General features: G+C 34.0%; 19 protein-coding genes and 1 pseudogene. All 20 read left to right on the top strand.

Features of this window, described 5'->3' with window-relative positions; genetic code table 11:
• Positions 1 to 61: pseudogene (locus tag IHO40_RS06105) on the top strand (50S ribosomal protein L23); the annotation flags it as partial.
• Between the two features lies 1 nt (position 62).
• Positions 63 to 887 (top strand): 50S ribosomal protein L2, encoded by an 825-nt coding sequence (rplB, locus tag IHO40_RS04320; RefSeq protein ID WP_225536927.1) that lies wholly within the window; start codon positions 63 to 65, stop codon positions 885 to 887.
• Between the two features lie 3 nt (positions 888 to 890).
• Positions 891 to 1,175 carry a 30S ribosomal protein S19 gene (gene rpsS, locus IHO40_RS04315; RefSeq protein ID WP_225536926.1) on the top strand — a complete coding sequence of 95 codons (285 nt, stop codon included), beginning with the start codon at positions 891 to 893 and terminating at the stop codon, positions 1,173 to 1,175.
• Between the two features lie 5 nt (positions 1,176 to 1,180).
• Positions 1,181 to 1,531 (top strand): 50S ribosomal protein L22, encoded by a 351-nt coding sequence (rplV, locus tag IHO40_RS04310; protein WP_225536925.1) that lies wholly within the window; start codon positions 1,181 to 1,183, stop codon positions 1,529 to 1,531.
• Positions 1,532 to 1,567: 36 nt separating this feature from the next.
• Positions 1,568 to 2,188, top strand: coding sequence for a 30S ribosomal protein S3 (gene rpsC, locus IHO40_RS04305; RefSeq protein ID WP_225536924.1), 621 nt, complete (start codon positions 1,568 to 1,570; stop codon positions 2,186 to 2,188).
• Positions 2,189 to 2,199: 11 nt separating this feature from the next.
• Positions 2,200 to 2,613, top strand: a complete 414-nt coding sequence (rplP, locus tag IHO40_RS04300) for a 50S ribosomal protein L16 (protein WP_225536923.1) — start codon at positions 2,200 to 2,202, stop codon at positions 2,611 to 2,613.
• 11 nt (positions 2,614 to 2,624) lie between these two features.
• Entirely contained in the window at positions 2,625 to 2,828 is a 204-nt protein-coding gene (gene rpmC, locus IHO40_RS04295) for a 50S ribosomal protein L29 (RefSeq protein WP_225536922.1), read from the top strand.
• Complete coding sequence (gene rpsQ, locus IHO40_RS04290; protein WP_225536921.1) at positions 2,821 to 3,054, top strand: 30S ribosomal protein S17; 234 nt, start codon at positions 2,821 to 2,823, stop codon at positions 3,052 to 3,054. The genes rpmC and rpsQ overlap by 8 nt, the downstream gene beginning before the upstream one ends.
• Before the next feature lie 9 nt (positions 3,055 to 3,063).
• Positions 3,064 to 3,423 carry a 50S ribosomal protein L14 gene (gene rplN, locus IHO40_RS04285; protein ID WP_225536920.1) on the top strand — a complete coding sequence of 120 codons (360 nt, stop codon included), beginning with the start codon at positions 3,064 to 3,066 and terminating at the stop codon, positions 3,421 to 3,423.
• Entirely contained in the window at positions 3,423 to 3,740 is a 318-nt protein-coding gene (rplX, locus tag IHO40_RS04280; protein ID WP_255586001.1) for a 50S ribosomal protein L24, read from the top strand. Before rplN ends, rplX begins: the two co-directional genes overlap by 1 nt.
• A gap of 6 nt (positions 3,741 to 3,746) precedes the next feature.
• Positions 3,747 to 4,280, top strand: a complete 534-nt coding sequence (gene rplE / locus IHO40_RS04275; protein ID WP_225536919.1) for a 50S ribosomal protein L5 — start codon at positions 3,747 to 3,749, stop codon at positions 4,278 to 4,280.
• A gap of 16 nt (positions 4,281 to 4,296) precedes the next feature.
• Complete coding sequence (gene rpsN, locus IHO40_RS04270; RefSeq protein ID WP_225536918.1) at positions 4,297 to 4,605, top strand: 30S ribosomal protein S14; 309 nt, start codon at positions 4,297 to 4,299, stop codon at positions 4,603 to 4,605.
• A gap of 28 nt (positions 4,606 to 4,633) precedes the next feature.
• Complete coding sequence (gene rpsH / locus IHO40_RS04265) at positions 4,634 to 5,029, top strand: 30S ribosomal protein S8 (protein WP_225536917.1); 396 nt, start codon at positions 4,634 to 4,636, stop codon at positions 5,027 to 5,029.
• Between the two features lie 16 nt (positions 5,030 to 5,045).
• A complete protein-coding gene (gene rplF, locus IHO40_RS04260) occupies positions 5,046 to 5,591 on the top strand; it encodes a 50S ribosomal protein L6 (protein WP_225536916.1) in 546 nt (181 codons plus the stop codon).
• A 5-nt stretch (positions 5,592 to 5,596) separates the two neighbouring features.
• Entirely contained in the window at positions 5,597 to 5,968 is a 372-nt protein-coding gene (gene rplR, locus IHO40_RS04255; RefSeq protein ID WP_225536915.1) for a 50S ribosomal protein L18, read from the top strand.
• Positions 5,969 to 5,980: 12 nt separating this feature from the next.
• Positions 5,981 to 6,493, top strand: coding sequence for a 30S ribosomal protein S5 (gene rpsE / locus IHO40_RS04250; protein WP_225536914.1), 513 nt, complete (start codon positions 5,981 to 5,983; stop codon positions 6,491 to 6,493).
• A 3-nt stretch (positions 6,494 to 6,496) separates the two neighbouring features.
• Positions 6,497 to 6,967: a 50S ribosomal protein L15 gene (gene rplO, locus IHO40_RS04245; protein WP_225536913.1), complete on the top strand. Its 471-nt coding sequence runs from the start codon at positions 6,497 to 6,499 to the stop codon at positions 6,965 to 6,967.
• 3 nt (positions 6,968 to 6,970) lie between these two features.
• Positions 6,971 to 8,299, top strand: coding sequence for a preprotein translocase subunit SecY (secY, locus tag IHO40_RS04240; RefSeq protein ID WP_225536912.1), 1,329 nt, complete (start codon positions 6,971 to 6,973; stop codon positions 8,297 to 8,299).
• Positions 8,296 to 8,946 (top strand): adenylate kinase family protein, encoded by a 651-nt coding sequence (locus IHO40_RS04235; protein ID WP_225536911.1) that lies wholly within the window; start codon positions 8,296 to 8,298, stop codon positions 8,944 to 8,946. The genes secY and IHO40_RS04235 overlap by 4 nt, the downstream gene beginning before the upstream one ends.
• 58 nt (positions 8,947 to 9,004) lie before the next feature.
• Positions 9,005 to 9,373 carry a 30S ribosomal protein S13 gene (gene rpsM, locus IHO40_RS04230; protein ID WP_225536910.1) on the top strand — a complete coding sequence of 123 codons (369 nt, stop codon included), beginning with the start codon at positions 9,005 to 9,007 and terminating at the stop codon, positions 9,371 to 9,373.
• Positions 9,374 to 9,446 lie beyond the last annotated feature (73 nt).

The raw sequence follows: 9,446 nt of genomic DNA, 5'->3' as shown, positions 1-9,446 counted from the left end.
AAAAAAGAAAGTTTATTTTTCTTTAATAGATGATCAAAAGTTAGATATAATGAGTGTTTAATATGGGTGTGAAGTTTCTTAATCCTGTTACTCCCTCCTCTCGTGGAACTGTGTTAGTAAGTAAAGTTGGTCTATCAAAAGATAAGCCAGAAAAGCTTCTTACATTTGGTAAAAAGTCCAGTGGTGGAAGGAATAATTACGGTAGAATTACAACTCGCCATAAGGGTGGTGGTCATAAAAAGAAGTACAGAATTGTAGATTTCAAGCGTAATAGAAATGATCAAGGTATAGTTGAGAAAATAGAATATGATCCAAATAGAAGTGGATTTTTAGCGTTAATATCATATAAGAGCAATGATACTAAATCTTATATACTAGCTCCACAAAACATAAAGCCTGGTGATGTTGTAATGTCAGGAGATGATGCTGATATATTACCAGGCAATTGTTTATCGTTGAAGTGTATACCTGTTGGTTCTTTTGTTCATGGTATTGAGTTGAAGCCAGGTAATGGTGCTGTAATTGCTCGAGCTGCTGGTTGTTATGCACAAATTGTTGGTCGTGATGGCAATTATGTTCTATTACGGTTGAGGTCTGGTCAAGTGAGGTTGGTTTTGTCTTCTTGCAAAGCTACTATTGGTGTAATGTCCAATCCTAATCGTAAAAATAGAAAATTAGGTAAGGCAGGAAGAAGTAGGTGGCTGGGAGTTAGGCCTGCTGTTCGTGGAGTTGCTATGAATCCAGTGGATCACCCTCATGGAGGTGGGGAAGGAAAGACTTCTGGTGGGCGTCACCCCGTTACTCCTTGGGGTATTGCAACAAAAGGAAAGAAAACTCGGAAGAGAAATAAATTTAGTGATAAGTATATAAAGCAATTGAAAGGTTAGTTTATGAGTAGGTCTGCGTGGAAACCACCTTTTTGTCACCCATCTGTGCTAAAGTTAGTGAATAGAGCTTTAAAGCAGGGTTCTATTAATAAGGTGATAAAAATTCATTCTAGAGCTTCTGTAATTCTTCCTAATTGTTTAGGTTTAAAATTTGCTGTTTATAATGGTAAAGATTACATTCCTGTTAATGTTAATGATCAGAATATGATAGGTCATAAATTTGGTGAATTTTCGCCTACTCGTAAATTTACTGGGCATAGTGGTGATAAAAAGGCAGCAAGAAGGTAATTAGTATGAAAAACAAGTACACAGTAATTAAAGCTAGTTCTAGGGTTTTAAAGTCCACTCCTCGTAAGTTAAACTTGGTTGCCAATTTAGTACGCAATAGAAAAGTTTCTTTTGCTACTGTGCAATTGAGGTTTTGCGAAAAGAAAGCTGCTGGCCTTATAGGGAAAGTATTAAATTCTGCAGTTGCTAATGCTCAATATAATTATGGGTTAGATATTGATAATCTATATATAAAGGAAGTTTCGGTAGGCAAGTCTTTTACTTTGCGTAGGGTGTCCCCAAAAGCTATGGGTAGAGCCAATAGAATTAGCAAGCATTACAGCAACATAACTATAAAGCTAGAGGAAATTGTATGATTTGTAAGAGTATGAAATTAGTGGGGAAAGGTAAATATGGGGCAAAAGGTTAATCCTATAGGATTTAGATTAAAAATAAATACTAATACCTGGGATTCTATTTGGTATGCTAATAAAGATTACAAAGAAAAATTGCATCAGGATTTATCTATTCGCAGTTACATAAATGAGTCTTTTAAGCACGCTGGTCTTTCCAAAGTAATTATAGAGCGCAAAGTTGATTTAGTGTCTGTAATGATACATTCTTCCAGACCTGGAGTGATAATAGGTAAGAAAGGCTTGGATATTGAGAAGGTAAAACAAAAAATAGCTGAGAAAGTAAAAAATAATGTGGAAGTGAATATAGTAGGAATAAAAAGGCCTGAAGTAGATGCGACTTTAATATCAAACAGCATAGCACAGCAATTAGAGAAGCGTGTTTCATTTAGAAGAGCAATGAAAAAAGCTATTCAAAGTTGTTTGAGAATGGGAGGTGGGGGTATCAAGGTAAGCTGTTCTGGGCGTCTTGGTGGAGCTGAGATAGCTCGTACTGAATGGTATAAAGAAGGTCGTTTACCTTTACACACTTTACGTGCTAATATAGATTATGCTTTTTGTGAAGCAAAGACTATATATGGTATTATAGGAGTTAAGGTTTGGGTTTATGTTGTTAATTAAGGCGTATTGAAATGTTTGTTCCCAAAAAGAGTAAATATAGAAAGGTGTTTAAAGGGAGAATTAAGGGTAACACAAAAGGTGGTAGCACACTATCTTTTGGTAATTACGGGTTAAAAGCTATAGAAGCAGGTAGAATTCATTCTAAGCATATTGAGACTGTGAGGCGTGTGATATCCAGAACGTTGAAACGTTCTGGTAAAGTGTGGATAAGAATTTTTCCTGATACTCCTGTTAGTAAAAAACCAGCAGACGTACGGATGGGTAAAGGAAAAGGTAATGTTGAATTTTGGGTATTTAAAGCTAAGCCTGGTAGGGTGTTATTTGAGATTAGCAGTGACGTTCCCATGCATTTAGCAAGATTGGCGCTTGAAAAAGCAATTGCCAAGCTTCCTGTAAAATGTAAATTTATATCTAATCATAGTTGAACGGAGTTACGATGGATATAGCTGACGTTAGATCAAAATCTTCGCAAGAGTTGCATGAAATTCTTGTAAATTTGAGGAAGGAGTTTGTTAATTTGGCTTTTCAGAAGAAATTAGGACAGTGTAGTAATATTTCACGTTTTGGCTTGATAAGAAAGAGCATAGCTCGTATTTTAACTATATTAAATGAAAGAAGAATAGGGGAAGAGGATGCCTAAGAAGATTTTTTGTGGTATTGTAGCTAAAGCTGAGTGCGATAAAACTGTAAAGGTCTCAGTATTGCGGGTATATAAGGATAAATTTTATAAGAAAGTTATAAAAAAATATAAAAAGTATACAGCACATGATGAGAATAATAATTGCAAAGAAGGAGATATGGTTTTTATACAAGAACACAAGCCTGTTTCTACTACTAAAAAATGGATTGTTGTGCGAATTGAGTAAGGTGCTTATATGATTCAAAAAAATACATTGTTGGAAGTAGCTGATAATTCTGGTGCACGTGAAGTGCTTTGTATTGGCTTGTTGGGCGGGAGGAAGTCTGCATCTATAGGTGATACAATTATTGTGTCTACTAAATCTATCAACCCGAAAGGGAAGGTCGAAAAGGGAAAAGTATATAGAGCAGTTGTTGTTAGAGTGAGAAATCGTATCAGAAAATCTGATGACTCTGTAATTTGTTTTTCTAGCAATGCTGTAGTTTTAGTTAATAATCAAGGTGAGCCGCTTGGTACTCGAGTGTTTGGCCCGGTGAAGAAATTGCCGTCTGGTTCTTTTATGAAAATAATGTCATTAGCTGTTGAAGTTTTATAATGAGTGCAAAAATAAGAAGTGGTGATGACGTCATAGTTTTAACTGGCAGGGATAGAGGAAAAGTTGGTAAAGTAATCAAAATTATCACACGTGACGCTAAAAAAAAGGCTGTTGTTTCTGGAGTGAATGTACATAAGAAACATACTAAACCGAAAGCTGGTAGTAGTGGCGGTATATTAAATAAAGAGTTAGCTATTGATATATCTAACATCGCAATATTAGACCCTAAGTATAAAGCTCCAACTAGAGTAGGGTTTAAGATTATAGATGGTAAAAAAGTGCGTTTTGCAAAAGTTTCTGGAGAAGTAATAGGCTAGGTTGATATGTTTAAAGAATTATACAGAGATAGTATAGTAAAATCCTTGAAGGACAAGTTTAACTACTGCAACATGATGCAAGTACCTAAGCTTGTCAAGGTATGTATTAATATGGGTGTTGGAGATGCTGCTACAAACAGTAAAGCAATAAATGAACCGCTTGATGATCTATATTTAATTGCAGGGCAAAAGCCTGTATCAACGTTTGCAAAAAAATCCATTTCTGGTTTTAAGATAAGGAAAGGCGCTACGGTAGGTTGCAAAGTAACTTTGCGTAAAGATAAAATGTATGAGTTTTTAGAAAGATTGATATATGTTGCTTTACCAAGAGAAAAAGATTTTAGAGGATTTAGTGTAAAACAATTTGACGGTAATGGTAATTTTTCCTTTGGTATAAAGGAACATATTTCATTTTTAGAAATAGATTACGATAAAATAAGTAGGATTAGAGGTATGGATATCAATATTATAACAAGTACGACTAGTGATAAAGAAGCAAAAGAGCTATTGCTAGCTTTTAGGTTTCCCTTTTTTGATTAATTAAGAGAAGAGATATATGGCAAAAAAATCTATGATACAAAGAAATCTTCGTAGGATAAAATTGCACGATCAATATGAAGAGAAAAGAAAAAAGCTAAAATCTATAATAAATAATAAGAATATACCTATAAGTGAGAGGTTTGCAGCTCAAAACAAGCTGATTAAAGAGTTGCCTAGAGATTCTTCTCAAATCAGAATTAGAAATAGGTGTGCTCTAACAGGGAGACCAAGAGGAGTATATAGAAAGTTTGGTTTATGTAGGATTGTTTTGCGTGATTTATGTTCTTTTGGAAAAATTCCAGGGGTTACGAAGTCTAGTTGGTAATATAATATAGATAATATAGGAGTATATTGTGGCGTTGTCTGATAGTGTTGGTGATTTTTTGACGAGGATACGTAATGCTCAATTGGCAATGCACAGGACAACAAGAGTTCTGTTTTCTAAGGTAAATTCTTCTATACTGAAAATCTTAAAGGATGAAGGATATATCCTTAGTTACCAGAAAGAAGTTGTAGGCAATGTGCCATCTTTTATCGTAAAATTGAAGTATTATAAGAAGTCACCTGTAATTAGTAATATAGTTAGAGTATCAAAACCTGGTTGTCGTCGCTATTCTAAATGCAGGGACATTACTAAGGCATATAATGGACTTGGTATTTTTATTATATCTACGTCTAAAGGAGTGATGACTGATTACAATGCGCATAAATTGAAAGTTGGTGGAGAAGTTTTGTGTCGTGTATTTTAAGTAGTAGGAGGAATTTATGTCTCGTATAGGTGCTGCGCCTATCAATATTCCTGCTGGTATTTCAGTTGAGTGTAATGATGGTAAAATGTTAATAAAAAGTGCCAAGGTAGAAAAAGAACTTAGGCTATGCAGTGATGTTGTATGCCATGTTGTTGATAATCAGTTGCTGCTTTTTGTTGATCAAAGCAAAGATAATTATAATGAGACAAAGCCTATATGGGGTACTTATAGGAGCAATATTAACAATATTATTAATGGCATGATTAATAGTTTTTCTGTTGATCTTGAAATTAATGGTGTTGGATATAAAGCGGAGTGTGATGGTAAATATTTGACTTTATATCTTGGCTATAGCCATAATGTGAAGTATAAAGTGCCTAAGGACGTTGAGATTAAGTGTGTAAAACCAACTCACTTAGTAGTGAGTAGTATAGATAAACAAAAAGTCTATATGGTAGCATCCGATATATGCAAAATTAGAAAGTACGACCCTTATAAAGGTAAGGGTATTGTAATGAAAGACAAATTTATGTTACGTAAAGTTGTAAGTAAAAAGAAGTAATTAAGATGAGAAGATTACATAATTTTTTAAGTAATTATGAAAAAAGGAAACTACGTAATAGAAAGAAGCTCAATAACGGCGCTGAGCGTTTACGTATATCCATATTCAAGTCCAACAGGCATTTTTACGCTCAGTTAATCAATGACAAAAAAGGAGTGACTCTCACCTCTGCTTCTACTTTGGATGCTAAAATTAGGGGTGTATGTAAAGGTAGGGTCAACGCTGAAACTGTAAAACAGGTTTCTTCTTTGATGGTTGAACGTCTATCTAATATAAAATTAGAACAAGAGTTGGTGTTTGACCGTGGAGCATATAAATATACAGGGTTAGTTCCTCAATTTGCTGAGGCTTTAAGAAGTTCTGGGTTTAAGTTTTAGAAGGTTTTGAATATGGTTGTAAAAATTTTACAAAATAACAACGATTTATCAGAGCTTTTAGTTTCAGTACGTAGAGTGACAACAGTTACCAAAGGTGGTAGAAGATTTTCATTTTCAATTTTGGTCGTTGTTGGAGACGAAAAGGGTAGGGTAGGATGCGGAATGGGCAAACACGCAGAGGTTGCTGAAGCAAGGATAAAAGCTGTAAATGCTGCGAAAAAATCGATGATTAGAGTGTACTTGCGTGAAGGTAGAACTTTGCACCATGATATTAAAGCTAAATTTTGCTCTGGTGAAATAGTTTTAAGAGCAGCTAGAGCTGGAACAGGTATTATTGCTGGTGGAGCGATTAGGTCAGTTTTTGAAGTGCTAGGCATAAAAGATGTAGTAGCTAAATCTACGAGATCAAATAATCCTCATAACGTTATATGTGCAGTGTTTAGAGCTTTTGATAATATGTTGTCTCCTCGTCAGGTGGCAAGCAAAAGAGGTAAAAAGATTAGCGAGATAGTTGGAAATAGGTAAAGTATGGATAGTGCTATAAAATTAAACTCTATATTCACTAAATTATCGAAAAAAAAGAAGCCCAAGTTGCTAGGTAGAGGTATTGGTTGTAGTAAAGGCAAAACATCTGGCAGGGGACATAAAGGACAAAAGGCTAGAAGTGGTGTTTCCATAAATGGATTTGAAGGAGGACAACAGTCTATATACACTCGTTTACCTAAAAGGGGTTTTAACCCTATAAGTAGGAATATATGCTTCATAATTAATGTTGGTGATGTGCAGCACTTAATAGAAACTAAGAAAATAGTGAAAGATTCTGTTATAGACAAAGATGTGCTGTGTAAGCTAGGTTTGATAAAGTCTGTCAAGGATAAAATTAAGCTTCTCAATAAAGGTAAGCTGACTGAGAGGTGTGTATTTCACATTGATTGTGCGTCAGAAGCTGCAAAAAAATCTGTAGCTTCAGTTGGTGGTAGTGTGGAAATACTATCATAAATGATGAGCAGCAAATCCACATTTAATAGTTTGGATTCTGCGTTATTATATAAAGGCGATTTATTGAAGCGTATGTTTTTTACGCTAATCGCTTTAATTTGTTATCGCCTAGGTACTTACGTGCCTATTCCTGGAATTAACCTTGATATAATTAGTGATGTATTCCCTAAGGAAGGTTCTGGTGTTTTTGGAGTATTTAATTTTTTTTCTGGTGGTGCATTAGCTAGGATGACAATCTTAGCACTAAGTGTTATGCCATACATAGTTGCATCTATAGTTATGCAGTTACTATCTTCTGCCATCAAAGGAATTAATGAAGTTAAAAATGATGGGGAATTAGGACGTCGAAAGATGAATTCCTACATACGGTATATGACTATAGTGTTTTGTGTATTTCAATCGATTACTATTTTAATTGGATTAGAAAGAATGAATAAGGAAGGGGTATTAATTGTAATTGAACCTGGCCTTATGTTTCGTACAGTAGGTGTTTTCAGCCTTTTAGGTGGAACTATGTTTCTAATGTGGCTTGGTGAGCAAATCAGTGCTAATGGTATAGGCAATGGTATCTCATTAATTATTTTTACTGGCATAATATCAGAGCTACATAGTGCTTTTTCATCTCTATTAACATTAAATAAAAACGGTAACATATCGTTGTTTATTATCCTTTTTATTTTGGCGGTGTTTTTTTTGCTGTTGCTTTTGGTTATTTTTGTAGAGTCTTCTTACAGAAAAGTCATTGTTCAGTATCCTAAAAAGCAGTTTAAAAAATTACATAGTGACGATTTTACTTATATCCCATTAAAGATTAATTTATCTGGCGTAATACCAACTATTTTTGCTAATGCAATTTTACTTACACCTATTTCAATTGCAAATTTCTATAAGGGATATGCTTTTTCTGACTTTATTTTGAATTATTTTATGACAAATAAAGTAGTTTATGTTGTAGCTTACTTAGCGTTTATAATATTTTTTAACTTTTTCTACACCAATTTTATATTTAACCCAGAAGAAAATGCCAATTTCCTTAAAAAAAATGGTGGTTTTATACCTGGTAGAAGGCCTGGAAAACATACTTCTGATTACCTTCAAGATATAGTTTTTAAGTTGACGTTCATTGGCTCTACATATTTGGTGGTTATATGTGCTGTACCTGAAGTCATAAGATATTATTATGATATACCGTTTATTTTTGGTGGAACAAGCTTATTGATTATAGTTAACGTTGTTACTGATACCATCATGCAAATACAATCCTATATCTTTTCGAACAGATATGATAGCTGGATAAAAAAATATGAGTCTAAAACGAGAAAATTAAGATGATTATTACAATTTTTGGTCTTCCTGGCTCCGGTAAAGGTACTCAATCGGGCCTGCTAATAGCAAAGTATAACTTAAAGTTAATTTCAGTAGGGGATTTATTGAGAAATATTATATCTAGCAACAGCGAATTAGGTAAAAAAATAAAGGATACCGTAGAATCAGGTAATTTGATTCAAGATAAAGTTATATGTGAGTTATTACGTGACCAGCTTGTACTAGTAGATGATAATTTTTTGTTGGATGGTTTTCCGAGAAATTTAAATCAAGCTCGTTTCTTAACTCAAGTTTTGCTGGAGAGATATAATAGAGATGTGGATGTTGTTATTGAGTTACAGCTTGATGATAAGATTGCAGTTAATAGGTTAAAGAGTCGCCTTGTGTGTTTAGACTGCAAAAGTGTATACAGTGCATCTTCTCTTAAGAACGATGACTATCTTGCTTGTATGAAATGTAAAAGTACAAAGCTAGAAAGGAGAATTGATGATTCTAACTTATCTGCAATTAATAGAAGAATAAGCAAATATCACATCCAAATAAAGGGTTTACGTGAATATTACAAAGACAAATTGTTAACGATTAATGCTAGTCTTAATATTGGTCAGGTAAGACAAGAGATTGAAAGCAAAATTTCTTGCAATTTAGTTTGACTCTGGATTGTTTTATGGTATAAATCAAGAGTTGTTATTATAAAGTATCGGAGTACCAGTGGCACGTATTGCGGGTGTAAATGTTCCACTAAAGAAATGTGTTCCTTTTGCATTAACTTATATATATGGCATAGGTATTGCTACTGCAAACACAATTTGTCATGCTTGTGAAATTGATAAAAGCAAACGTGTTTCGGAATTACAAGATAAAGACATAGAAAAGATCAGCAGTTTCATTAGGCAAAATTATTCTATAGAAGGTGAGCTTAGAAAAGAGGTGGCTATGAATATAAAGTTTTTAGTGGAAATGGGGTGCTATAGAGGAGTGAGACACAGGAAAGGTTTACCTGTAAGAGGACAAAGGACTCATACCAATGCTAAAACTCGTAAAGGTAGATCTCGTTTGCCTATTGCTGGAAAAAAATAAGATTTGTTATTATTGTAAGTTTTAATGAAAAAGGTCAGAACAGTTGGTAAAAGTGCAAAAAAGTTTGTCACTG

This window comes from Wolbachia endosymbiont of Mansonella ozzardi (assembly GCF_020278625.1).
Lineage (GTDB): Bacteria > Pseudomonadota > Alphaproteobacteria > Rickettsiales > Anaplasmataceae > Wolbachia.
This window is presented reverse-complemented; position numbering and strand designations above follow the sequence as displayed.

Coding starts and splice junctions, on each gene's coding strand:
- rplB (WP_225536927.1), top strand. CDS start 63: ATGGGTGTGAAGTTTCTTAATCCTGTTACTCCCTCCTCTCGTGGAACT.
- rpsS (WP_225536926.1), top strand. CDS start 891: ATGAGTAGGTCTGCGTGGAAACCACCTTTTTGTCACCCATCTGTGCTA.
- rplV (WP_225536925.1), top strand. CDS start 1,181: ATGAAAAACAAGTACACAGTAATTAAAGCTAGTTCTAGGGTTTTAAAG.
- rpsC (WP_225536924.1), top strand. CDS start 1,568: ATGGGGCAAAAGGTTAATCCTATAGGATTTAGATTAAAAATAAATACT.
- rplP (WP_225536923.1), top strand. CDS start 2,200: ATGTTTGTTCCCAAAAAGAGTAAATATAGAAAGGTGTTTAAAGGGAGA.
- rpmC (WP_225536922.1), top strand. CDS start 2,625: ATGGATATAGCTGACGTTAGATCAAAATCTTCGCAAGAGTTGCATGAA.
- rpsQ (WP_225536921.1), top strand. CDS start 2,821: ATGCCTAAGAAGATTTTTTGTGGTATTGTAGCTAAAGCTGAGTGCGAT.
- rplN (WP_225536920.1), top strand. CDS start 3,064: ATGATTCAAAAAAATACATTGTTGGAAGTAGCTGATAATTCTGGTGCA.
- rplX (WP_255586001.1), top strand. CDS start 3,423: ATGAGTGCAAAAATAAGAAGTGGTGATGACGTCATAGTTTTAACTGGC.
- rplE (WP_225536919.1), top strand. CDS start 3,747: ATGTTTAAAGAATTATACAGAGATAGTATAGTAAAATCCTTGAAGGAC.
- rpsN (WP_225536918.1), top strand. CDS start 4,297: ATGGCAAAAAAATCTATGATACAAAGAAATCTTCGTAGGATAAAATTG.
- rplF (WP_225536916.1), top strand. CDS start 5,046: ATGTCTCGTATAGGTGCTGCGCCTATCAATATTCCTGCTGGTATTTCA.
- rplR (WP_225536915.1), top strand. CDS start 5,597: ATGAGAAGATTACATAATTTTTTAAGTAATTATGAAAAAAGGAAACTA.
- rpsE (WP_225536914.1), top strand. CDS start 5,981: ATGGTTGTAAAAATTTTACAAAATAACAACGATTTATCAGAGCTTTTA.
- rplO (WP_225536913.1), top strand. CDS start 6,497: ATGGATAGTGCTATAAAATTAAACTCTATATTCACTAAATTATCGAAA.
- secY (WP_225536912.1), top strand. CDS start 6,971: ATGAGCAGCAAATCCACATTTAATAGTTTGGATTCTGCGTTATTATAT.
- IHO40_RS04235 (WP_225536911.1), top strand. CDS start 8,296: ATGATTATTACAATTTTTGGTCTTCCTGGCTCCGGTAAAGGTACTCAA.